This is a genomic window from Sphingobium amiense, assembly GCF_003967075.1.
GTDB classification, from domain to species: domain Bacteria; phylum Pseudomonadota; class Alphaproteobacteria; order Sphingomonadales; family Sphingomonadaceae; genus Sphingobium; species Sphingobium amiense.
In genome coordinates this window covers 916825-939804 of the sequence record NZ_AP018664.1, presented here as the reverse complement: position 1 = coordinate 939804, position 22980 = coordinate 916825, and the positions used below count along the sequence as shown (strand labels likewise).

The following is a 22980-nucleotide window of genomic DNA, read 5'->3' as shown; positions in this document are numbered from 1 at the left end:
TATTAAGCCCGACGCGCTAGAGCGCCCCCATGCGACAGGAGCGAGCCAGATTTGAGGGCGCGGCGCGTTCGACCTCGTCGCACGTCATGCCATGGAGCATGGCCGAAAAGACGCTCTTCGCTCTCATATTTGTGGCGACATTATTCTTCGCGATCGTCACTCCGCCCTTTCAGGCGCCCGACGAGAATCAGCATTATATGAAGGCGCTCGCCCTTTCCGAAGGGACCGTCCTCGCCCGCCGGAACGGGCAGATGATCGGCGCCGATCTCCCCCACGCGGGCCACGCCATCCAGGCCGCCGACTTTCCGACCGATGTGCCCGCGACGCTCCGCCGGTTCGAACGCGCGGCGCTGGCCCGCAGCGCGGCGGCAGATGCGGCCCGTCCGGGGCGGCGCTTCGGCGACTTTCCCAACGTCGCCAGCTATCCGCCCACCCTCTACGCGCCGGGGAGCGCGGGCATCCTGCTCGGGCAATGGGCCGGACTGCCGTGGATTCACGCCTTTTATGTCGGGCGGGCGGTCAACGCGCTTGTGGGTCTGTCGCTGCTGGCGGCCGCGCTGCGCCTGCTGCCGTTCGGACGAAACGCGATGCTGGGCGCGGCGCTGTTGCCCACCTTCGCCTACCAGACCGGATCGCTGTCCCCTGACGCCATCATCAATGGGCTGGGCTTCCTCGGCCTGGCGCTGGCGCTGCGCATCGGCGCGGCGGGAGCCTCGCCCGCACGATCCGCCGCACTGCTGTTCACCGCCCCGCTTCTGGCGCTCTGCAAGGGCGTTTACCTGCCGCTGCTCGCTGCCGGGTTGCGCTGGCCATCGGGAGCGCGAGACCGGAGGCTGCTTATTTTCCTTGCCGCCACGGCAGGGGGAGCGGTCGCCTTCGCCGGGTGGATGCACATGTCTGGCGGCAGTCAGGCGCTCTATCATATCCAGTCGCGCAGGACCGGCGAGACGATGATGACAGCGCCGCTGCGCGACCAGCTCGCCATCATCCTTGCCGACCCGGCGGCTTATGTCCGTGTCCTCGCCGCCAGCATACAGGAGCGCGCGCCCGTCTATGCGCTTCAGATCGTGGGCCGCTTCGGCTGGAACGCCATCCTGATGCCCCTGCTCGCCTATCCCCTCGCCTGCCTCATGCTCGCCGCAAGCGTCGCGAGCGGCGCCGATGAGCGGTTCGGGATCGGCCACAGGCTCTGGTGGCTGGCCATCGCGGCGGGTGTCGCACTGCTCATTGAAACCGCCATGTATCTGACCGGCACACCGCTCGGAGCCGATTATATCCAGGGGACGCAGGGGCGCTATTTCCTGCCAGTACTGCCCCTCATCCTGCTGGCGCTGTCGCCGGAAAGCGCGTGGCGTGGCGCGGTGCGACTGCGGATGTGGACCGCCGTCGCGCTATTGCTGATCGCGGCTCTGACCGTGTTCGACAGTTTCTGGGTCCACGGCTTCATCACCAGCGACGGGATGCCCCCGCACGGCAGCATCGCGCGCACGCTCGTCCTGCCCTCTCCCCGCTGGTAGCCAGCCCCGGCAGAAGATCAGCCAGCCGACCCCTTCGATCCATCCGGCGGTCACGTCGCTCGGCCAGTGAACGCCCAGCCAGACGCGGCTGATCCCGATCAGCGCGATCATCGCGCCTGCCGCGGCATAGGCTCCCCGCCCCCCGGCCAGCATCGCCAGCGCGCCGAAGACCATCATGTTCCCCGCCGCGTGGCCGCTCGGGAAACTATATGTGTGGACGATGTCGAGATGCGGCAGCAGGTCGGGACGCGGCGCGGCGAATATCTGCTTGAGCGCAAGGTTCAGCAGCGTCCCGCCCGCCATCGTCAGCGCCAGCCAGAGCGCCGACCGCCGCCAGCCGAACCACAGCAGCGCAGGAAGGACCACACCCAGCAAGGCCAGGCGTCCCCCCGTCCCGCCGACTGCCGAAACCAGTCGCATGACGGTCGTCACCTGCCCGCCCAAAGCCATCTCGCGGCCGCGCCCGGCGGCCTCCATCAACCCGAAGTTCACACCGTCCAGCCACCCCGCCCGCTGCGCCAGCGCGATCATCAGCACGCAAAAAAGCGCGAGAGCCAAAGCCACTGCGCCTTTTCGCAGCGGGATGCCCCGGTCAGATATGGAGTGCGCGCCCATAGGCGGCGAGGACGCTTTCGTGCATCGATTCCGAAATGGTCGGATGCGGGAAGACCGTATGCATCAGTTCCGCCTCGGTCGTCTCCAGCGTCTTCCCGATGGTATAGCCCTGGATCATCTCGGTCACTTCCGCGCCGATCATGTGCGCGCCCAGCAGTTCGCCCGTCTTCGCGTCGAACACCGTCTTGGTGAAGCCCTCCGCCTCGCCCAGCGCGATGGCTTTTCCGTTACCGATGAAGGGGAACATGCCGACCTTCACATCATAGCCAGCCTCTTTCGCCCTGGCTTCGGTGAGGCCGACGCTGGCGATCTGCGGATGGCAATAGGTGCAGCCGGGAATGTTGCGCGCGTCCATGGCGTGCGGATGCTTGCCTGCGATGGCTTCGGCGGCGATCACGCCCTCATGACTCGCCTTGTGCGCCAGCCATGGCGGCGCGGTGATGTCGCCGATGGCCCACAGCCCCTCGACATTGGTGCGGCACATTTCGTCGGTTTTCAGGAAACCGCGCTCGTCCACCGCCACGCCCAGTTCTTTCAGCCCGATGTCGGCGGTATTGGGAACGATGCCGATGGCGACGATCATATGACTGAACTCGGCCACCGTCTCCTTGCCTGCCTTGTCCTTGAGCTTCGCGGAAACGCCCTTGTCGCTGACCTTGATGTCGCTGACGCCCGCGCCGGTCAGGATCGTCATCCCCTGCTTCTTCAGCGCCTTTTCGAGGAAGGCGGAAACATCCGCATCCTCCACCGGCACGATGCGGTCCATCATCTCGACGACCGTCACCTCTGCGCCCATGTCATTGTAGAAGCTGGCGAACTCAATCCCGATCGCGCCCGATCCGATGACGAGCAGCTTGCCCGGCATTTCCGGCGGCGTCATGGCGTGGCGATAGGTCCACACCCGCTTGCCGTCCGCGGGCACGCCCGGCAGATCGCGCGCCCGCGCGCCGGTGGCGAGGATGATATTCTTCGCTGTCAGTTCCTCGGTCTTGCCATCCTTCGTAACGGACAGCTTGCCTTTCCCGGTCAGCTTGCCCTCGCCCATATGGACGGCGATCTTGTTCTTCTTCATCAGGTGCGTGACGCCCTGATTGAGCTGCTTGGCGACCCCGCGCGAGCGTTTGACGACAGCCGCGATGTCCGCGCTGATCTTCTCGGCCGCAAGGCCATAGTCGGCCGCATGTTGCATATAATGGTAGATTTCCGCCGACCGCAGCAGCGCCTTGGTCGGGATGCAGCCCCAGTTGAGGCAGATGCCGCCCAGATTTTCACGCTCGACGATAGCGGTCTTGAGGCCCAGTTGCGCCGCGCGGATCGCCGCGACATAGCCGCCGGGGCCGGAGCCCAGAACGATGAGATCGTAATTCTCAGCCATGATGTCTTCTCTCTATTCTGCCGGGAGCGGCGGCACGGAACGGGGCTGGCGATCTTCGCCGATCGCCACGAAAGTGAAAGTCGCGCGGGTGACGCGATAGCTGCGGTCGTCGTGGCGCGTGCGGCGCCACGCTTCTACGTCGATCTTCATCGACGTGCGCCCAACGGATTTGAGGGTTGCGAAGACCGAAACCTCGTCCCCGACCACGACCGGGCGGAGGAAGGTCATGCCCTCCACCGCGATGGTGACGGCCCGGCCATGGCTGTGACGCGCCGCGACCGATCCGGCGGCGGAGTCCATCAGGCTCATCAGCCAGCCGCCGAATATGTCCCCATAGGGATTGGTGTCAGCGGGCATGGCGATCACGCGCACGGCGGGGCTGGCCTCCGGCGGCTGTTCGTCAACATGGCCCATCAGGCGAGCAGCCCCATCGGGCTTTCGACCAGTTCCTTGAAGACCTGCATCAGCCGCGCGCCATCGGCACCGTCGATCGCGCGATGGTCGAAACTGCCGGTCGCCGACATGACCGTGGCGATCTGCACCGCATCGTCGACGATATAGGGTCGCTTCTCGCCCGCGCCGATTGCCATGATCATCGCCTGCGGCGGATTGATGACAGCTTCGAACTGCTTGATCCCGAACATGCCCATGTTGGAAAGCGATGCCGTTCCGCCCTGATATTCCTCCGGCTTGAGCTTGCCCTCCTTGGCGCGGCTCGCCAGATCCTTCATCGCGGTCGAAATCGCGGCGACGCCCCTGCTGTCCGCCTCGGTGACGATCGGGGTGATGAGGCCGCCGGGGATGGATACCGCGACCGAAATGTCGGCGCGCTTGAATTGCAGCATCTGGTCGCCCGCGAACTGCACATTGCATTCGGGCACCTGCACCAGCGCCACGCCCAGCGCCTTGATGAGCAGGTCGTTGACCGACAGCTTGATCTTGCGGCTTTCGAGACCCGCGTTGAGTTCGGCGCGCAGCTTGAGCAGCCGGTCGAGCCGGATGTCGACGGTCAGGTAGATGTGCGGCACCTGCTGCTTGGATTCGGTCAGGCGGCGCGCGATCGTCTTGCGCATGCCGCTGAGCTTGATGACCTCATGCGGGATGCCGAAGTCCTGCGCGGCGTGCGCCACAGGCGCGGGTGCAGCCGCCGGAGTTGCAGCGGCGGGCGACGGAGCGGCACCGGGCTGCGCGCCCTCGATGTCGGCCTTCACGATGCGGCCGTTGGTGCCGCTGCCCTTGACGCCCGACAGGTCTATGCCCTTCGCTTCGGCGAGGCGGCGGGCCAGCGGGCTGGCCTTGACGCGGTCGCCCGATGCGGGAGCGGAGACGGACGGCGCAGGCCCGGCCTTTTCCGGCACCGGGTCGGCCTTTGGCGCTGGCGCTTCCGCCTTTGCCGGGGCGGCATCGGCCTTGGGCGCTTGGGCGTCGGCCTTTGCATCGCCCGCCGAGACGGCGGACGCGTCCTCGCCCTCTTCGGCGATGATCGCGATCACGGTGCCGACCTTCACCCCTTCCGATCCTTCGGCGACCAGGATTTTGGCGACGACGCCCTCATCGACCGCTTCGAACTCCATCGTCGCCTTGTCGGTTTCGATCTCGGCCAGCAGATCGCCCGAGGAAACGGTGTCGCCCTCCTTCACCAGCCACTTGGCCAGCGTGCCTTCCTCCATCGTCGGGGACAGGGCGGGCATCTGGATCGTCTTGCTCATGGATGGGCCTCTTCATGCTTATGCGGCGGTCGCCATTTTGACGCCTCGTTTCCACCCATTCGCCGGATCGGTCAAGCAACGCCTTGCATGGCGCTGTTTTATGGCGCACATTTCACCTTATAGGTTCAAATAGGACAATCGGGCCTTTTGGAACCCGCTCATTCCGTTACGGGGACGAAGCCAAGTGCGCACATATCTGGTGGTGGTGGACGAATCGCCCGAAGCCGAAACCGCGCTGCGGTTCGCGGCACGCCGCGCGGCCAAGACGGGCGGCGCGATCCGCATCCTCGCCCTCATCCCGCCCGCAGAGTTCGTGCAGTGGGGCGGCGTTCAGGCGACGATGGAGGATGAAGCGCTGCAACGCGCCGAAGCGCTGGTGATGAGCGCGGCAGGCACATTGTCGGACGAATCCGGCATCCGCCCCAGCATCACCGTCCGTCAGGGCGAAGCGGTGGCAGTGGTGCGCAAGACGCTGGAGGAAATGGACGACGTCGCCGCCCTCGTGCTCGGCGCGGCGGCGGCGGGCAATCCGGGCAAGCTCGTCACCCATTTCGCGGGCGCCGATGCGGGCAAGCTCCCCTGCCCGCTCATGATCATCCCCGGCGGCCTCGACACCGACGCCATCGACCGCCTGAGCTGACCGTCCGCTATTTCAGCAGCACCAGCTCCTCGGCCATGCTGGGGTGCAGCGCCACCGTATCGTCGAAATCCTGCTTGGTCAGACCCGCCTTCACAGCAATGGCGGCGGCTTGCAGGATTTCCGGCGCATCCGGTCCGATCATGTGCAGCCCCACCACCCTGTCGGTGGTCGCATCCACCACCATCTTGTAAAGCGCGCGTTCGTCCCGGTTCGCCAGCACATTCTTCATCGGCCGGAAATCGGACGTGTAGATTTTGACTGTGCCCAGCTTGTTGCGGGCCTGCGCTTCGGTCATCCCCACGCCCGCGAGCGGCGGATGGCTGAACACCGCCGACGGCACGCAGCTATAATCCACCTTGCGCGGATTGCCGCCGAACACCGTGTCGGCAAAGGCATGGCCTTCGCGGATCGCGACCGGCGTCAGTTGCAGCCGGTCGGTGACGTCGCCCACCGCATAGATGCTCTCGCAACTGGTGCGGCTGTAATCATCGACCTTGATCGCGCCTTTCTCATTCACCTCGACGCCTGCGGTTTCCAGCCCCAGCCCTTCGCTATGGGGCCGCCGCCCGGTTGCGAACAGAACCACGTCCGCCGTCACGGGATCGCCGCTTTCGAACCGGACGCGCAGCGTGCCGTCCTCATTCTTCTCGATCCGTTCCATCTTCGCGTTGAAGCGGAAATTGATGCCCTTGGTCATCGAAATCTGGAGCAGCCGGTCGCGGATCTGCGTGTCATATCCGCGCAGCAGGTCGCTGCCCCGATTGACCATCGTCACATGCGCGCCGAACTGATGGAAGATGCCGGCAAATTCATTGGCGATATAGCCGCCGCCGACGATGACGATGCGGCTCGGGCATTCGGGAAGGTGGAATACCTCGTTGCTGGTGATGCCATGCTCGGCCCCCTCCACCTCCGGCACGATGGGCCAGGCGCCCGTCGCGACGAGGATGACTTTCGCCGTCACCTCCCGCCCGCTCGCCAGCCTGACCGAATGCGGCCCGGTGATGGTCGCGCGCTCCTTGACAAGCTCGACCTTGTGGCTGCTCAGCGTATTGCCATACAGCCCCTCCAGCCGGTCGACATCGGCCAGCACATTGTCGCGCAGCGTCGTCCACTCGAACCCGCAATCGGGCACGTTCCAGCCGAAGCGGCGTGCGTCCTTCAGATCCTCGGCGAAATGCGCACCATAGATGAGCAGCTTCTTGGGCACGCAGCCGCGGATGACGCATGTGCCCCCGACGCGATATTCCTCCGCCACCGCGACCCTCGCGCCATGCGCTGACGCGACACGCGACGCCCGCACCCCGCCCGACCCCGCGCCGATAACGAAAAGGTCATAGTCAAACTCGCTCATGCCAGCCTCCGATTGAGTGGCGCGGGATATGGCGGCTGTCACGCCAGGTTACAAACGGGAATATAAGCCCCCGTTCGTTTCGAGCGAAGTCGAGAAATGCCGACACAGCGCTTGCCGCTTCTCGACCTTGCTCGAAGCGAACGGCTGTTGGCTATTGGCCCCCCAAAGCCAGCCCGATCAGCGCCATGGTCGACGGATCGAACCCCGACGGTCCGTTCGCCTCGATGGACTTGGCGATCTCCTTGCCCAGTTCGACGCCAAACTGGTCGAACGGGTTGATGCCCATCAACACCGCATTGGCGAAGACGCGATGTTCGTAGAAAGCGATCAGCGCGCCCAGCGCTTCGGGCGTCACATCGTCCATCAGGATCGTCGTGGACGGCCGGTTGCCCGGATAGGCGCGCGCAGGATCGTCCGCATTTTCCTTGCCCCGCATCAACGCCGCGCCCTGTGCAAAACAGTTGACCAGCAGCGCGCGATGATGCGCCGGATCGAGCGTGTTGCCCGGCTCGACCGAAGCGATGAACTCGACCGGGGTCAGGATCGTCCCCTGATGCAGCAACTGGAACACTGCATGTTGCGCATCGGTGCCGACGCCGCCCCATGTGATCGGCGCGGTCGGGCCGTCCACCGGCGAGCCGTCGCGCTTCACGCTCTTGCCGTTGCTCTCCATCTCCAGTTGCTGAAGGTAGGACGGCAGCAGCGCCAGCCGCTCGTCATAGGCGAACAGCGCGCGCGTCTGACAGCCGAGAACGCCGGTATAATATTGGTCGGTGAAGGCTGCGATCAGCGGCGCATTTTCGTGCGGCGCAGACAGGCGGAAATGCCGATCCATCGCTGCCGCGCCCTCCAGCAGGCTTTCAAACGCGTCCCAGCCTAGCGCCAGCGCAGCGGGAAAGCCGATGGACGACCAGAGCGAATAGCGCCCGCCCACGGATTCGGCGAAAGGCAGGATGCGCGTTTCATCGACGCCCCATTCTATCGCCTTCTCAGGCGCTGCGGTCAGTGCGATCACCTTGCCATAAGGATCTTCGACCCCCGCCTCGACCAGCCAGTTGATCGCGCTCGCGGCGTTCAGCATCGTCTCGGTCGTAGTGAAGGTCTTGGACGCGACTGCGATCAAGGTCGCATGCGGATCGAACCCCTCGATTGCCCGCTCCAGAGCCGTTCCGTCTACATTAGAGACAATCGCCACGTCGTAACGGACGCCATCGCCATCCAGCGCATCGACGATCAGCTTCGGACCCAGCGCCGACCCCCCAATACCGATGTGCAGGATATGGCGGACATCGCCCAGCGCGCCTGCCTCGATGGCGTCGATCAGCGCGCGCATCCGCCCGTGCAGCATCTTCGCCCGCGCCACGCTGTCGGCATTTCCCTCGCCCCGCTCGGCCGGATGCTCCGCCGCGCGCCCTTCGGTGTTGTTGACCGCAAAGCCCGAAAACAGCGCGTCCCGCTGCTGCGCAAAGCCCTGATCCTCGGCCAGTTTCAGGAACCCCGCCAGCACATCATCGGTCAGGTGCGTCTTCGACCAGTCGAACCGCAGCGGCCCCTGCGTCAGCACCAGCTTGTCCAGGCGGTCTGGATCGGTGTCGAAAATGGACTTGAGATCGGCCTTCGGAAGCGCGGCGATGGCCGCCAGTGCAGGGCTGGTCATGCGTGGAAGATCCTTTGCGTGTCGTTGGTCGAGATCGACGCTGCACCGGTCGATTCTGTCTCTTCCTAGACCGCTTGCCCGGCTTATGCACCCTCTCCCATGCTTGACGCAGGGATAACGACGCCGCAAAAGCCGCAACGGGCCTTTTCCGGGCCGACAAGAAGGACGCAACGCACCCTCCATGACCGCCAAATCCGAAACACGGGATTTCCTCTGGTTTCTCGTCAAGCTGGGGCTGTTCGTCTTCATCCTGCGCAGCTTCATCGTCTCGCCCTTCAACATTCCGTCTGAATCGATGCAGCCGCGCCTGCTGATCGGCGACTATCTGCTGGTGGCGAAATGGCCCTATGGCTATTCGCGCTACTCCCTGCCGTTCAGCGTGCCGCTGATCCCCGGCCGCATTTTCGCATCGACGCCGCAGCGGGGCGACGTCGTGGTGTTCAAGGCGCCGCCGAACCAGAAGAATGATTATATCAAGCGCGTCATCGGTCTGCCCGGCGACATGATCGCGGTGCGTGGCGGCACGGTGTATCTGAACGGACAGGCGATCCCGAAGCAGAAGGTCGCCGATCTCGTCATCCCGGTCACACCCAACATGGTGGACGCCGCCAACAAGGAAGGCGCGCCCTCCCCCTGCTATCGCTCCGATTTCGAGCAGGCCGCACCGGGCGGCGGACGCCAGTGCCGCTATCCCCAGTTCCGCGAAACGCTGCCCGGCGGGAAAAGCTACAACGTCCTCGACCTCGTGCCGGACGGCGCGGCGGACGATCGCGACACGGTGCTGGTGCCCGAAGGCCATCTCTTCATGATGGGCGACAATCGCGACCGCAGCGCCGACAGCCGCTTCCCGGCGGTCGAAGGCGGCGGCATCGGCCTCGTCCCGGAAAAAAATCTGGTGGGCAAGGCGCTGATCTCGGTCTTCTCGACCGATGGCAGCGCCAACTGGCTGCTGCCGTGGACCTGGTTCACCGCCGCGCGCTGGAGCCGCATCGGGGAAGGTTTTTGAATGTGAACGGCCCACGCCCTGACACGGACGGCTGGCTGAAAGACCTGATCGGCCGCGCGCCGAGGGACCGTGCCGCTTTCGAGCAGGCGCTCACCCACGGCAGCGCCGGGCCGGTCAATTATGAGCGGATCGAATTTCTCGGCGACCGGGTGCTGGGCCTGCTGATCGGCGAATGGGTCTATGAACGCTTCGCAGGCGAGCCGGAAGGCAAGCTGTCGCGCCGCTACAACGCGCTGGTGTCCGGCGAAACCTGCGCGGAAGTCGCGCGCGACATAGGCGTCCCGACGCACCTGATCCTGGGCAAGCAGGCGCGGGACGATGGCGCGGCGGGCAGCGACAATGTGCTGGGCGACGTGATGGAGGCGCTGATCGGCGCGCTCTACCTCGAAGGCGGGCTCGACGAAGCCCGCACCCTCGTCCGCCGCCTGTGGGGCGACCGCGTGGATACCCAGACCAGCGCGCCGCGCCATCCCAAGTCGGCGCTTCAGGAATGGGCCGCCGCCAACAAGCGCAAACCGCCCGAATATGCGCTGACCGACCGTTCCGGCCCCCACCATGCGCTCCGCTTCACCGTGACGGTCAGCATCAGAAATGCAGGCGAAGCCAGCGCGACCGGCGCGTCGAAACAGGAAGCGGAAACGGCGGCGGCGAAAGCGCTGCTGGAGAAATTGGCGGGGTAGCGTCCCCTTCCTCTCATCACACAAAAGACCTAAAGAGCACCGTCATCCGGCTTCCACCGGGATGACGGAATTGTCGCGAGGCGAACGGAGTTTTATTTGGCGAGTGAAATTGAATCCCAGCGCTGCGGCGTCGTCGCCATCGTCGGCGCGCCCAATGCGGGCAAGTCCACGCTGGTCAACGCGCTGGTGGGGCAGAAAGTCGCGATCACCAGTCCCAAGGCGCAGACCACGCGCACCCGCGTCATGGGCGTTGCGATGGAAGGCGACACGCAGATCGTGCTGGTCGACACGCCCGGCATCTTCGCCCCCCGGCGGCGGCTGGACCGGGCGATGGTTCAGGCGGCGTGGGGCGGCGCACAGGGCGCGGACCTCATCGCCCTGATCGTCGATGGCAAGGCCGGCCTTGGCCCCAAGATGGAGCCGATTATCGAGGCGCTCGTCCACCGCCCCGAACGCAAATGGCTGGTGCTCAACAAGGTGGACATCGCCATCAAGGAAAAGCTGCTCGTCCACACGCAGAAGCTCTATGAGCGGGTCGGGTTCGAGGAGACTTTCTTCATCTCGGCGCAGACCGGAGACGGCCTTGCGGAACTGAAGATCGCCTTCGCCGACGCCATGCCGGAGGGGCCATGGCATTTCCCCGAAGATCAGGTGTCCGACGCGACCGACCGGATGCTGGCGGCGGAGATCACGCGCGAACAGCTCTATCACCAGCTTCATGCGGAACTGCCCTACGCCGCCGCCGTCGATACCGAACAATATAAGGAGCGCGAGGACGGATCGGTCGAAATCCACCAGCAGATCCTCGTCGCCCGCCCCACCCAGCGCGCCATCGTTCTGGGCAAGGGCGGTCAGCGCCTCAAGGAAATCGGATCGAAGGCACGCGCCGAACTCGCGCAGCTACTGGGCGTCAAGGTCCACCTCTACCTCCACGTCAAGGTGAAGGAAGACTGGGAGGACGACCGCTTCATCTATCGCGACATCGGCCTCGACTGGGTGGACTGAGGCGCGGAAGGCGACGGCTACTCCGCCGCCGCCTTCTTCTTCGCTGCGGGTTTCTTCGTGGCCGCCTTCTTGGGCGCGGCTTTTTTCGCCGGCGCTTTCTTGCCCTTCTTCGCCGGAGCCGCCGCCGCCCGCGCGTCGATCAGTTGCGCCGCTTCCTCCAGTGTCAATGCTTCCTGCTCGATCGTCTTGGGCAGCGTCGCGTTGGTCGTGCCGTCTGTGACGTAAGGACCATAGCGCCCCGCCATCAGCTTGATCTCCGTCTCGGTGCGCGGATGCTTGCCCAGCACCTTGAGCGGTTCGCGCGAGGAGGAACCCCGCCCGCCCTTGTTCGCCGCGTCGGCGAGCTTGGCGACGGCGCTGTTCATGCCGACCTCGAAAATCTCGGCCGTCGACGAAAGCCGCCCATATTTGCCGTCATGCAGCAGATAAGGCCCGAACCGTCCGATATTGGCGACGATGGGCTTGCCCGTTTCCGGATGCAGCCCGACTTCGCGCGGCAGGCTCAGCAGCTTCACCGCCCAATCGAGCGTCAGTTCGCCATCGGGCAGATCCTTGGGGATGGACCCGCGCTTGGCTTCCTTGCCCTCGCCCATCTCGATATAGGGTCCGAAACGGCCGGATTTCCTGACGATATCCTGCCCGGTTTCGGGATGCTGGCCCAGCACCTCCGGCCCCTTATCCTCGCCGTCCTGCCCGCCCGGCTGCCCGAACTTGCGCGTATATTTGCACTCCGGATAGTTGGAGCAGGCGATGAACGCGCCGAACCGGCCGCCACGCAGCGACAATTGCCCGTCCCCGCACAGCGGGCAGGCGCGCGGGTTGGACCCGTCGGCCTTGGGCGGAAACAGCATCGGCTCCAGAAACTGATCGAGCGCCGCCGTGATGTCGGACGGCTTCTGCTCCATCACCTCGGCGGTCTTGGGTTTGAAGTCGCGCCAGAAAGCTTCGAGCACCGCCTGCCACTGCGCCCGCCCGCCGCTGATCTCGTCCAGCTCGTCTTCAAGCCCGGCCGTGAAGTCGTAGCTCACATAGCGCTCGAAAAAGCGTTCGAGGAACGCCGTCACCAGCCGGCCGCTCTCCTCGGCGAAGAAACGGTTCTTCTCGATCCGCACATAGTCCCGATCCTTCAGCACTTGGAGCGTGGAGGCATAGGTGGACGGACGCCCGATCCCCAGTTCCTCCAGCTTCTTGACCAGCGACGCTTCGGAATAGCGCGGCGGCGGCTGGGTGAAATGCTGCTCGGCGCTCACCTTCTTCTTGGCGGGCGCATCGCCCTCTCCCATGCGCGGCAACAGCTTGCTGTCGTCATCGTCGCTGTCGTCCCGCCCCTCTTCGTAGAGCGCGAGGAAGCCGGGGAAGATCACCACCTGACCCGTGGCGCGCAGGGCGTGGCTCCCGGTGCCATCCACCAGATCGACGGTCGTGCGCTCCAGCCGCGCGCTCGCCATCTGGCTCGCCAGCGCGCGCTTGAAGATGAGATCGTAGAGGCGCGCATGATCGCCCGAACCCACCTTGTCGCGGCCGAATTCGGTCGGACGAATGGCTTCATGCGCCTCCTGCGCATTCTTCGCCTTGGTCTGATACTGACGCGGCTTTTCGGGCAGATACCCGCCGTCATAGCGATCCGCGATCGCTCTGCGCGCGGCGGAAATGGCGCTGCCGTCCATCTGCACGCCGTCGGTCCGCATATAGGTGATCGCCCCGTCCTCGTAGAGCTGCTGGGCGATCCGCATCGTGTGGCTGGCGGAAAAGCCGAGCTTGCGCGCGGCTTCCTGCTGCAAGGTAGATGTCGTGAAGGGCGGCGGCGGATTGCGCGTGAGCGGCTTGGTTTCCACACTGTCGACGGTGAAGCGCCCGGCCTCCACATCGGCCTTGGCCGCCATGGCGTCGCCTTCGCGGCCGATGGTCAGCCGCTCGATCTTCTCACCCTTCCAGCGGACAAGGCGCGCGGTGAAAGCCTGCCCGCCCTGCTCCATCTCGGCGGCGACGGACCAATATTCCTGGGGCGTGAAGCTTTCGATCTCGCGCTCGCGCTCCACTACCAGCCGCAGCGCGACCGACTGCACGCGCCCCGCCGATTTGGCCCCCGGCAGCTTGCGCCACAGCACGGGAGAAAGCGTAAAGCCGACGAGATAGTCGAGCGCCCGGCGCGCACGGTAGGCGTCGATCAGATCCTCGTCCAGCGCACGGGGATGCGCCATCGCTTCGGTCACGGCCTGCTTGGTGATCGCGTTGAAGGTCACGCGGTCGACCTTCTGCGGCAGCGCCTTCTTGGCGCGCAGCACTTCCTGCACATGCCAGCTAATCGCCTCGCCCTCACGGTCAGGGTCGGTGGCCAGGATCAGACGGTCGGCTTTCTTCGCCTCGTCGGTAATGGCCTTGAGCTGCTTGCCCTTGTCGCCATAATTTTCCCACGACATCGCAAAGCCGTTGTCCGGGTCCACCGATCCGTCCTTGGGCGGCAGGTCGCGGATATGGCCATAGCTGGCGAGGACATGGAAATCGCCGCCCAGATATTTCTCGATGGTCTTCGCCTTTGCGGGCGATTCGACGATGACAAGCTGCATTTATGCCCCGGTATGTAGTTTCCTCACGTATGCGCGCGAGGGTGGAAAGAATTGAGGGCGCGCGTCAAGCGCCTAGGCCGATATCCGCAACCCCGCCGTCCACGCCCAGCCCGCCAGCGCAAAGGCTGCGACGCTCGCCAGCGCCATCGCGTCCTGCTTCAACATGGGGAACAGCGTCGCCCCTGCCAAGGCTCCGGCCACCAGCCCTGTCCACAGGAGCGCAAAGCCGGTCCATCCGGGGTGACGCCGCCCGGTCAAAAGGCCGGAAAGTCCAAATCCGACCCGCACCAGACTGCCCGTCATGTAGGTGACACCCAGCGGGGCTTCTCCTTCCCGCTCAAACACCGCATTCTCCGCACCCATGGCCAGCGCCAGAAGCCCGGGCGTCCATAAGCCAGGCCAGCCGCTCGCCATTGCGGCGCCTGCCAGCAGCAGCGATACGAGTAACAACACGGCCACACTGTGCCGGCGTCCCGCATGAGCGCCCGCGACCGCGCCGAGAACGACTCCGGCGACGAAACAGAGGATCAGCGTCCCGGCAGCCATCGCTTCTGCGTGCGCGCCGGTAAGGCCGACCGCCAGTCGCGTGGAATTACCGCTCATGAAAGACACGAAGAAACCGGATGTCGAGAGGAAGCCAAGCGCATCGACATAACCCGCCAGAAAGGCAAGGCATACGGCAAGCGCGCGCATCGACGGCGCGAACCGGATCATATGATGCTCACCCGCCCCCCCGCATGGCGCTCCAGCCGCCCGCCCAGTTCCAGTTCGAGCAGCACGGTCTGGACGATGGCGGGGGACAGACCCGACAGGCGGACCACTTCGTCCACCGGCACCGCCGCATGGCCCAGCAGGCCCATCACCGTCGCGCGCTCGGCCTCCGCTACATCGCTCGACACCGGCTCGCCCAGAAATGAGAAGCTTTCCTGCCGCACCATGCGCGGATCGAAGCCGCCGACCGCTTCCATCACGTCGGCGGCGTTCTGGACGAGGATGGCGCCCTGCCGGATCAGTTCGTTACATCCCTGCGCTCGCGGATCGAGCGGCGATCCGGGCACCGCCATCACCTCGCGCCCCGCTTCGCCCGCCAGACGCGCGGTGATGAGCGACCCGGATTTGGGCGCAGCCTCGACCACGACCGTTCCCAGCGCCAGCCCCGCGATGATGCGGTTGCGCGCCGGGAAATGCCGCGCCAGCGGCTGAACGCCCGGCGGATGCTCCGTCACCAGCAGGCCACGTTCCGCCACATCCGCCTGCAACGCCGCATTTTCAGGCGGAAAGACCACATCCATGCCGCAGGCGATGACGCCGATGGTGCCGCTGTCGATGGAGCCGCGATGCGCTTCGGTGTCGATCCCGCGCGCAAGGCCGGACACGACCACCGCGTCGCGCTGCCCCAGATCCTGCGCCAGCGTCCGCGCAAAGCGGCACGCCGCCGCCGACGCATTGCGCGCGCCCACCATCGCGACGCAGGGCCGCGCCGTCAGCCGCGCATCGCCTTTCACGATCAGCGCAGGCGGCGCGCCCTCCATCTGATCGAGCAACGCGGGGTAATCGGCATCGCCCATCAACAGGTAACGCGCGCCCAGCGCCCGGCTGGCGGCAATCTCCCGCTCCACGGCACCCTCATCGGCGACGCTGGCACGCCCGCCGCCCCGCTCCGCCAGCGTCGGGATGGCGCGCAGCGCTTCTCCGGCCGACCCGAACCGCACCAGCAACTGCCGGTAACTGACCGGCCCGATGCGGGGCGAGCGGATGAGGCGGAGGCGGTCGAACCGTTCGTTCTCGCTCACCCCTTGCCGGACCCGATCTTGGGTTCCGCGCCCTTCGCCAGCCGCGCGATATTTTCCCGATGGCGCCACAGCAGGATCAGCGCCATGGCGAGGCTGACGGGAACGAGGTCGATCCGCCCGAACGCCCACATGGCGATGGGCGCGCTGACCGCCGCCGACATGCCGCCGACCGAAGACCAGCGCGTGCCGAACAGCATGCCGAGCCACACCGCCGCAAAGACGATCCCGGCGGGCCAGTGCAGCGCGCTTACCACGCCCATCATCGTCGCCACGCCCTTGCCGCCCGCAAAGCGCAGCCAGACCGGGTAACAATGGCCGATAAACGCCATCGCGCCCGCCATCGGGCCGCCTCCGTCGATCAGCCATGCGCCAATCAGAACCGCCGCTGCGCCCTTCAGCAGATCGAGCAGCAGTGTCGCCGCCGCCAGCCCCTTGCGCCCGGTGCGCAGAACATTGGTCGCGCCGATATTGCCCGATCCGATCTGCCGCAGATCCCCCGCCCCGCCGATGCGCGTCAGGAGGATGCCGAACGGAATGGAACCCAGCAGATAGCCTAGGATCAGCACGAGCGCGGGGAGTAGCCAGGGAGGGGTCATGGAATCCGCCATTTGGAGTTGGCGCGACCATAAGCGGCCCGCCGTCCGTGGCAAGGCGAGATTGACCGATCAGGCGATGACGGGTGCCGCCCCGGTGCGCTGCACGGTCAGCCATCGGCGCACGGGCCGGTCGATATGGCGGTCGACCCACCATCCCGCCACCGTCAGCGTCACGGCAAAGATTGCCCCCAGCGCCAGCGAACCGCTGCCGATCCCCAGCATCGCGACCAGCGATGCGGCGAAGGCGGAAAAGGGCACCTGCAACAGATAGACCGGATAGGATGCGCTTCCCAGCATGTCCGCGGCCCACCGCATCGGTCCGTCCACCTTCGACCCGCAGCCCAGCGTCACGATAGCCGGGATCGCGACCATCACCGCCGCCAGATCATAAGCCGCCCGCCATCCGCTTGGCGGCGCGGCGCACAGCATGACGACGACGAGGCAGCAGAGCAGCAGCGGCGACACATCTGTCCGCCGCAACCGGCCGCTGCGCCACGCCTGCGCGATCCCCGCCCCCAATGCGAAGGAGAAGCCCGCCCGCGCCATTCCCGCGGGAAACTGGTCGGCGCTGAAGCCAAGGTTAAGGTGCCCCGCCATGCCGACACTCAGGATCAGGGCGACAAGCGAAATCAGCGCGACGGCCGCAGCCTGCCGCACTTCCAGAAACCAGCCCGGCCGCAGGATGAAGCACAGGCTGACGATCATTTCGGCGAGCAGGGTCCATGCGACGAAATTCAGCGGATAAAGGTCGCCGGTAACGCTGCCGTCCAGCGGACAGGGAATGAGCAGCAGGTTCAGCAGATAGGGCATCGCCCCCGCCCCCCGCACGACCGCTTCCCGATGCTCGCTCAGGGTCAGCAGGAAGCCAAGGCTGCAAAGCCCCGCCAGCAGCGCCATCGGGTAAAGCCGCACGCTCCGCGCGCGCAGCACCGGCCACCGCTCGCCGCCTCCGGCCAGCCTGTCGCCATAGGCCTGAACCAGCACGACCCCGCTGATGCAGAAGAAGAGATCGACCGCCAGATAGGCGCTGGGAAACAACTGCCCGCCGATAAAGGCCGGGACGTGGAACAGCGCCACCGCGATCGCCGCGATGCCCCGCAGCGCATCGAGCGCCGGGAAATGCTGCCTGCCCTCTTGCCTGTCCATCCGTCCGCATGCCTCGATCAGGATCGCAAAGGTAAAGACGAAGGGTAAAATCTTGCCTAATCCCGCGCTCGGCTGCGGGGCATTGACACCCCAGCCCGCTGCCGCGACATCAGCGGCATGACGGTCGCGCCAGATGCTCCTATCCTCTTCTTTGATTCCGGCGTGGGCGGCCTGTCGATCCTCGGCCCCGCCCGCGCCATGCTGCCCACCGCGCCCATCGTCTATGCGGCGGACAGCGCCGGCTTCCCCTATGGCACCAAGAGCGAGGCAGAAATCGCCGCGCGGGTGCCCGCTCTCCTCGGCCGCCTCGTCGAACGTTATCGCCCGCGCCTCGCCGTCATCGCCTGCAACACGGCGTCGACCATTGCGCTCGCGGCCGTGCGCGCCGCGCTCGACATCCCGGTCGTGGGCACGGTCCCCGCGATCAAGCCTGCCGCGCTCCTCTCCAGAAGCCGCGTGTTCGGCGTGCTCGGCACCGACGCGACCGTGCGCCAGCCCTATGTCGACCGGCTTGCCGCCGAACATGGCGCGGACTGCACGGTGCTGCGCCATGGCTCGGCGGCGCTGGTCGAGCTTGCAGAAGCGAAACTGCGGGGCGAGCCGCTCGACCCCGCCGTGGCGCGCGATGCGCTGGCGGGCCTTGTCCGGCAGCAGGGCGGCGACCGCATGGACATGGTCGTCCTCGCCTGCACGCACTTTCCGCTGGTGGAGGCCGAACTCGCCGCCGCTGCGCCGCACCCCGTCGGCTTCGTCCATGGCGGCGACGGCATCGCGCGGCGGATCGCCTTCCTCACGCAGGGTCAGCCATGGCCTGACGCAGCCCCGCCGGGCGTCGCTGTCTTCACTCGCCTCGACGACAGCATCGACGCCCTGCGCCCCGCTCTTGCAACCTTCGGCATCCAGCGGATCGAGGCGCTGTGACCGCATGGGCCATTTGTCCAATGGCGCGCGGCGTCGATCAGTCTGATAGGGATTCTCCGTAATCTGCCGGACGTTTATCGCTGGTAAAGCTGCCGCGGCGCAGGTAAACGCGGCAACCGGGCAGAGGATGAAGCAGCGGACAAAGGCCGCGCGAGCGATTGGGAAGACGAGCGTAGTGAACTACAAGCATATCTTTTCTCAGGCGATCGACCGGCTCCACAGCGAGGGCCGCTACCGCGTCTTCATCGACATCCTGCGTAACAAGGGCGCGTTCCCCAACGCCCGCTGCTTCCACGGCCATAACGGCCCGAAGCCGATCACCGTCTGGTGCTCCAACGACTATCTCGCCATGGGTCAGCACCCCAAGGTCGTCGCCGCCATGGAAGAAGCGCTCCACGATGTCGGCGCCGGTTCCGGCGGCACCCGCAACATCGGCGGCAACACCCATTATCATGTCGATCTGGAATCGGAACTCGCCGACCTTCATGGCAAGGAAGGCGCGCTGCTCTTCACCTCGGGCTATGTCTCGAACGAAGCGACCCTCTCCACCCTTGCGAAGCTGCTGCCCGGCTGCATCGTCTTTTCCGACGAACTCAACCACGCCAGCATGATCGCGGGCATCCGCAATTCGGGCTGCGAAAAGCGCGTCTTCCGCCACAATGACGTCGATCATCTGCGCGAACTGCTCGCCGCCGAAGATCCCGAAGCGCCCAAGCTGATCGCGTTCGAAAGCGTCTATTCGATGGACGGCGACATCGCGCCGATTGCCGCCATCTGCGACCTTGCCGACGAATATAACGCCCTCACCTATCTCGACGAAGTGCATGCCGTCGGCATGTATGGCCCGCGCGGCGGCGGCATTTCGGAACGGGACGAAGTCGCCGGACGCGTCACCATCATCGAAGGCACGCTGGGCAAGGCGTTCGGCGTGATGGGCGGCTATATCGCCGCCGACCAGATGATCATCGACGTGATCCGCAGCTATGCGCCGGGCTTCATCTTCACCACCTCCCTGTCCCCCGTGCTGGTTGCGGGCGTGCTGGCGAGCGTGCGCCACCTCAAGCAGTCGAGCGAGGAACGCGAAGGGCAGCAGGCGTCCGCCGCGCGGCTCAAGGCTCTGATGGCCGACGCCGGGCTGCCGGTGATGCCGTCCGTCACGCATATCGTCCCGCTGATGGTGGGCGATCCGGTCAAGGCCAAGCGGATCAGCGACATCCTGCTCGCCGAATATGGCGCCTATGTGCAGCCCATCAACTATCCCACCGTCCCTCGCGGCACGGAACGGCTGCGCTTCACGCCCGGCCCCGCCCATACCGACGAGATGATGCGCGACCTCGTATCGGCGCTGGTCGAAATCTGGGACCGGCTGGAACTGGAAAAGGCCGAACGGCGCGCCGCCTGAGCGGTCAGCCGCCAGCCATCAGCCGGGTGTAAAGGATCGAAAGTCCGTTCAGCGCCCCGTTACGGAGCTGGAATAACTGCGTCGGCGTCTGCTGCAACATCGGCTTGAGCTTGCCATGCCCTTCGAACGCCTTGCGGAAACGCTCGCCCTGATGCGCCCCCGCGATCTGTTCGAACACCGAACCCCACAGATACAGCCCGTCCCACGCCGTGAAGGTCAACGCCACTTCGGCAGCGTAACGCCCCAGCAGCGTCGTGAAAACATCGACGAGCGCCGCGCCTTCCAGCCGCCGGTGCAAAACCACGCCGTCCATCAGGTCGAACAATATCCGTTCGTAGGACGCATCGCCATGACGCGCGACGCATGCCTTGGCCATCAGCCAGTCTTCCTCGTCGCGCACCGCGAAGGGCGTATGCCCCGCCTCGCTGGATATGACGCGGACATGACCCTCGCTGCGGTCGACGCATGCGGCCCCCAGACCTCCGCGCCATGCGGACGCGATGGCATGACGCCCTTCCTGCGAGCGGGGCAGATCGGCAGCCGATCCGAACCCGATCCCCTTGGGCCGATCCGCCGTTGCCCAGGCAATTGCCGCGACATCGTTGACGATCATCGGCTCTCCCGCCGTCACCGCGCTCAGACCGGACAGGGAGATGAACCAGCGCCCATTGGTTGGTCGGATCGTAGAGCCATTGACGGCGCCCGCCACGGACATGAACAATCGGCAATCCCGCAGGGTCAGGCCGTGATGCGCGGCAAAGCGCATCAGCGCGTCGGTAAATGTCGGACAATCGGACGCTTCGATACGCTCGATGCCCCGGACATCGCCCGGTATCGACGAAGGCAGGGCGAATTCGACCCCCGATGATCCGACGGATGCCAAAATCGCAGGACTTTGCCGATCCACGACCGCCGCAACAGACTGCATCCCTTCCCTCCCCTGAAGGCCGTCATATCTGCCGGCTCGGAGCGGAGCCTAACCACATGACAGGGAAACACAAATCGTTATGCTCTGATCTCGATCATCTACGACTAAATCCCTCCGCGCCGCAGCGGATACCGGCCCGCACCGCATAGCCGCGATACAGGGCGCGGGCATGGGCGCGGCCGCCGGTCTCCCGCGCAATCTCCGCCACGACCGGGCCGAGATTATGTCGGGGTATCACATGAAATGCGGCCAGCCATCGCAGCAGCAATCGCTTCCACCAGCGCGGCAGACGATCCTGTTGTCCGAAATCGACGATCTCCAGCCGCCCGCCCGGCGCCACACAGCGCGCCGCCTGCGCCAACGCACGCTGCCAGTCCGGGATCATGGACAGCGCGTAGCTGATGAACACCCGGTCGAAGCAACTCCGCCCGAAAAGCGTCTCCGCGTCGAAATCGCACGCATCGCCCTGCGCCAGCCGGAGGCGGCCGCTCATGCCCGCCTTCGCCACCGATGCCCGCGCGGTTTCCAGCATCGCCTCGCTGATATCGACGCCGTAAAGCCGCGCCTGCGGCCATGCCTTGCCCACCGCAATCAGGTTTCGCCCGGTCCCGCAACCGATCTCCAGCACGCTCCCTCCCGGCGGCGGACACAGGTCCGCGATCAGCCGGTCGCGGCCCAGCAGATAATATTTGCGCGTGACGTCATAGAAATGCCGCTGGGTGCGATAGACGCCCTCCATCAGCCCCTTGTGATCGCTCACTCCGCACCCTTCAGCACGTAAAGATGAACGCCGCCATAGATCGCCGACCTGTCGCGCGCGCTATAGTCGAGCGAAGCGTCGGCCCGATATGCCCAGCGGTTGAGCACCGCATCCGCCACCCGTCCGGGTAAGATGCTCGGCTCCCCCGCCGTGCGGAACAGCACCCGCGCGCCGGGCCGCGCCGTCCGCGTGATCTGCGCCCAGAGCGCGTTCAGCTGATCGTCGTCCATCCAGTCCTGTGCGTCGAGCAGGACATAGCGGTCGCACGACGCCGCAGGCTGGCTGCCGAGGAAGTCGGTGAAGTTGACATGCCGCACATCGACCCGCCCGGCCCTATCGCGCACGGCGTCATGGTTCGCCGCCTGAAGATAGGGCGGCAACGGACCCTCACCGCCGTCATAACTGCGCCCGAAGGCCTGCACCGCGAAATAATTGTCGGTAAGGTCGAAATCGCAGGCAAGTTTCCGGAGCCGCGCCTTCAGCACGCTATCCATCCGCGCGTCGCCTGCCAGCGCCTCGAACTGCGCGGGCGGGATACCCAGACCGAAAAGCGAAGCGGGCTGGCTCGTCAGCCACCGCACGAACCCCTTGTCGAAGATCGGTGCAAGCTCTGTCTCGAAAATCGCGCGCTGCTCTTCGCGGTTGCGCGCCTCCAGCATCCGTTTGGGATCGACCCCGTGCAGCCGCGCCAGCAGATGCGCCGCGCCGATGAACCGGCCAAGCAGCCCATGGCGGTAGATGCCCCGCGCAAACCCGCCGATCCGTCGCCGCCCGATCAGGTCGCGCCCCTCCCAGTAACGCCGCGTCGCCTCATCCAGATGCGGCGCGACGACTTCGCGATAGGCGGCGATATTGGCCCTGTCGTCTGCCCGCGCGAAGAAGCGGTGAAAGCTCGCATGATCGGGCAGCGTCTGCGCCGCCTTCAGCTTCAGCCGGTTGAGCGCGATATGCGCGGTGTTGAGGTCGACCGCCGTAATGCGTGCCGGGTCGGCGGTGAGGTAGGACAGCACATTGCACCCGCCCGACGCGATCGTCACGACATGGCAGTCCGGCGTGATCGCCAGCGCTTCCATATCGACCGCCGGATCTTCCCAGATCTGCGCGTAGACAAGGCCGCGAAAGGCGAAGGTGAACGCGCGTTCCAGCAAGCCCTGCTTCGACAGATGCCGGTGCCGGTGCACCGCTCCTGTCACCTTTCCATGTGCCGCTGCCGCCATCTGTCCACTCCTCGCTGCCGGGTCGTTCCACGCGCCGATAGGACAGTGGCGTGTCGGACGCATGACGTGCCGGTGACTCCGCTATGACGGGG

Annotated in this window: 20 protein-coding genes and 1 pseudogene; 7 read left to right on the top strand and 14 right to left on the bottom strand. The window is 65.8% G+C overall.

From position 1 onward, the window contains the following. The first annotated feature begins 29 nt into the window (after positions 1-29). Entirely contained in the window at positions 30-1517 is a 1488-nt protein-coding gene (locus SAMIE_RS23725) for a DUF2142 domain-containing protein (RefSeq protein ID WP_066698444.1), read from the top strand. A 9-nt stretch (positions 1518-1526) separates the two neighbouring features. Here SAMIE_RS23725 and SAMIE_RS24090 read toward each other — a convergent pair. The 4 genes and pseudogenes from SAMIE_RS24090 to SAMIE_RS04390 all read right to left on the bottom strand — a co-directional run. Beyond that, positions 1527-1937, bottom strand: a pseudogene (locus SAMIE_RS24090) (phosphatase PAP2 family protein); the annotation flags it as partial. A gap of 172 nt (positions 1938-2109) precedes the next feature. After that, entirely contained in the window at positions 2110-3507 is a 1398-nt protein-coding gene (gene lpdA / locus SAMIE_RS04400) for a dihydrolipoyl dehydrogenase (RefSeq protein WP_066698450.1), read from the bottom strand. Positions 3508-3519: 12 nt separating this feature from the next. Continuing rightward, positions 3520-3921: an acyl-CoA thioesterase gene (locus tag SAMIE_RS04395; RefSeq protein ID WP_066698452.1), complete on the bottom strand. Its 402-nt coding sequence runs from the start codon at positions 3919-3921 to the stop codon at positions 3520-3522. Further along, positions 3921-5216: a pyruvate dehydrogenase complex dihydrolipoamide acetyltransferase gene (locus SAMIE_RS04390; RefSeq protein ID WP_066698454.1), complete on the bottom strand. Its 1296-nt coding sequence runs from the start codon at positions 5214-5216 to the stop codon at positions 3921-3923. Before SAMIE_RS04390 ends, SAMIE_RS04395 begins: the two co-directional genes overlap by 1 nt. A gap of 184 nt (positions 5217-5400) precedes the next feature. On the opposite strand from SAMIE_RS04390, the gene SAMIE_RS04385 reads away from it, so the two are divergent. After that, complete coding sequence (locus tag SAMIE_RS04385; protein WP_066698456.1) at positions 5401-5856, top strand: universal stress protein; 456 nt, start codon at positions 5401-5403, stop codon at positions 5854-5856. A gap of 7 nt (positions 5857-5863) precedes the next feature. On the opposite strand, the gene gorA is transcribed toward SAMIE_RS04385, so the two are convergent. Together gorA and pgi are read right to left on the bottom strand one after the other, a co-directional pair. Then, a complete protein-coding gene (gorA, locus tag SAMIE_RS04380; protein WP_066698457.1) occupies positions 5864-7210 on the bottom strand; it encodes a glutathione-disulfide reductase in 1347 nt (448 codons plus the stop codon). Between the two features lie 151 nt (positions 7211-7361). After that, complete coding sequence (gene pgi, locus SAMIE_RS04375; RefSeq protein ID WP_066698460.1) at positions 7362-8867, bottom strand: glucose-6-phosphate isomerase; 1506 nt, start codon at positions 8865-8867, stop codon at positions 7362-7364. A gap of 181 nt (positions 8868-9048) precedes the next feature. On the opposite strand from pgi, the gene lepB reads away from it, so the two are divergent. The 3 genes from lepB (at position 9049) to era (ending at position 11558) form a co-directional block, all read left to right on the top strand. After that, positions 9049-9873 carry a signal peptidase I gene (gene lepB / locus SAMIE_RS04370; protein ID WP_066698461.1) on the top strand — a complete coding sequence of 275 codons (825 nt, stop codon included), beginning with the start codon at positions 9049-9051 and terminating at the stop codon, positions 9871-9873. After that, on the top strand, positions 9870-10553 hold the full coding sequence (gene rnc, locus SAMIE_RS04365) for a ribonuclease III (protein ID WP_066698462.1): 684 nt from the start codon (positions 9870-9872) through the stop codon (positions 10551-10553). The genes lepB and rnc overlap by 4 nt, the downstream gene beginning before the upstream one ends. 96 nt (positions 10554-10649) lie before the next feature. Then, on the top strand, positions 10650-11558 hold the full coding sequence (era, locus tag SAMIE_RS04360; RefSeq protein WP_066698463.1) for a GTPase Era: 909 nt from the start codon (positions 10650-10652) through the stop codon (positions 11556-11558). Positions 11559-11575: 17 nt separating this feature from the next. Here era and topA read toward each other — a convergent pair whose 3' ends face one another. The 5 genes from topA to SAMIE_RS04335 all read right to left on the bottom strand — a co-directional run bounded on the left by topA (position 11576) and on the right by SAMIE_RS04335 (position 17660). Further along, a complete protein-coding gene (gene topA, locus SAMIE_RS04355; protein WP_066698466.1) occupies positions 11576-14125 on the bottom strand; it encodes a type I DNA topoisomerase in 2550 nt (849 codons plus the stop codon). A 72-nt stretch (positions 14126-14197) separates the two neighbouring features. Then, a complete protein-coding gene (locus SAMIE_RS04350; RefSeq protein WP_066698469.1) occupies positions 14198-14839 on the bottom strand; it encodes a YoaK family protein in 642 nt (213 codons plus the stop codon). Beyond that, the gene (gene dprA / locus SAMIE_RS04345) at positions 14836-15918 is read right to left on the bottom strand and encodes a DNA-processing protein DprA (protein WP_066698471.1); all 1083 of its coding nucleotides are present in this window, start codon (positions 15916-15918) and stop codon (positions 14836-14838) included. The genes SAMIE_RS04350 and dprA overlap by 4 nt, the downstream gene beginning before the upstream one ends. Next, complete coding sequence (gene plsY, locus SAMIE_RS04340) at positions 15915-16514, bottom strand: glycerol-3-phosphate 1-O-acyltransferase PlsY (protein WP_066698992.1); 600 nt, start codon at positions 16512-16514, stop codon at positions 15915-15917. The genes dprA and plsY overlap by 4 nt, the downstream gene beginning before the upstream one ends. Positions 16515-16583: 69 nt before the next feature. Next, positions 16584-17660 carry an acyltransferase family protein gene (locus SAMIE_RS04335; protein ID WP_066698474.1) on the bottom strand — a complete coding sequence of 359 codons (1077 nt, stop codon included), beginning with the start codon at positions 17658-17660 and terminating at the stop codon, positions 16584-16586. Positions 17661-17777: 117 nt separating this feature from the next. On the opposite strand from SAMIE_RS04335, the gene murI reads away from it, so the two are divergent. After that, the gene (gene murI / locus SAMIE_RS04330) at positions 17778-18581 is read left to right on the top strand and encodes a glutamate racemase (protein ID WP_066698476.1); all 804 of its coding nucleotides are present in this window, start codon (positions 17778-17780) and stop codon (positions 18579-18581) included. A gap of 175 nt (positions 18582-18756) precedes the next feature. Further along, on the top strand, positions 18757-19983 hold the full coding sequence (hemA, locus tag SAMIE_RS04325) for a 5-aminolevulinate synthase (protein WP_066698478.1): 1227 nt from the start codon (positions 18757-18759) through the stop codon (positions 19981-19983). A gap of 4 nt (positions 19984-19987) precedes the next feature. On the opposite strand, the gene SAMIE_RS04320 is transcribed toward hemA, so the two are convergent. From SAMIE_RS04320 to SAMIE_RS04310, 3 genes are all read right to left on the bottom strand, one after another. Continuing rightward, on the bottom strand, positions 19988-20911 hold the full coding sequence (locus SAMIE_RS04320) for a glucokinase (RefSeq protein WP_066698480.1): 924 nt from the start codon (positions 20909-20911) through the stop codon (positions 19988-19990). Between the two features lie 94 nt (positions 20912-21005). Then, positions 21006-21671, bottom strand: a complete 666-nt coding sequence (locus SAMIE_RS04315) for a class I SAM-dependent methyltransferase (protein ID WP_066698487.1) — start codon at positions 21669-21671, stop codon at positions 21006-21008. Then, on the bottom strand, positions 21668-22888 hold the full coding sequence (locus SAMIE_RS04310) for a DUF3419 family protein (protein ID WP_066698490.1): 1221 nt from the start codon (positions 22886-22888) through the stop codon (positions 21668-21670). The genes SAMIE_RS04315 and SAMIE_RS04310 overlap by 4 nt, the downstream gene beginning before the upstream one ends. Positions 22889-22980 lie beyond the last annotated feature (92 nt).